Below are 403 nucleotides of genomic sequence, written 5' to 3' on the forward strand. Positions count from 1 at the left end.
CAATGCCGTTAACTTTGCCGGTGGGCGAGTCGGATTTCAGGTGGTCCTCGGTGGTTGATGTTGTTGTGGTTGAGGGTTTTTCGAGGGAATTTGTGTCGGCCGGCCCGTTTGGTGGCGCGCGGGTAGGTGCGGTGGCGTCGGACCGGGTTGGGACGCTCGAGGATTTCAGCGATAGCGTGGCCGATGCTGGTGACCAGTCGATCAGGGGGAAAAACCCGCCTGCCCGGTGACGTGGCGGCGGACGATGCGCAGGGTGCGGATGAACGACAGGCGCAGCGGGTCGAACCCTTCGGGATCGGCGGCCTCGTACATCAGGGCACGGATTGCGTAATGGGTCAGCAGGAGCGCCCAGATTTCCTGGCGGACCATCTCCGGGCTATGTGAGCGGAGCACCCGGTAGCTG

The 403-nt window shown here is 63.5% G+C and carries 1 protein-coding gene and 1 pseudogene; one reads left to right on the plus strand and one right to left on the minus strand.

Annotated features, from left to right (window positions below; translation table 11 throughout):
* The coding region (locus CRM90_RS31265) for a hypothetical protein (RefSeq protein WP_233209614.1) at nucleotides 1-230 on the plus strand (230 nt) is incomplete at its 5' end.
* Here CRM90_RS31265 and CRM90_RS30140 read toward each other — a convergent pair.
* Nucleotides 202-403 (minus strand): annotated as a pseudogene (locus CRM90_RS30140) (IS4 family transposase); the annotation flags it as partial. The gene CRM90_RS31265 and the pseudogene CRM90_RS30140 sit on opposite strands and share 29 nt — an antisense overlap.

It is taken from the genome of Mycobacterium sp. ENV421 (genome assembly GCF_002887815.1).
Taxonomy (GTDB): Bacteria; Actinomycetota; Actinomycetes; order Mycobacteriales; family Mycobacteriaceae; genus Mycobacterium.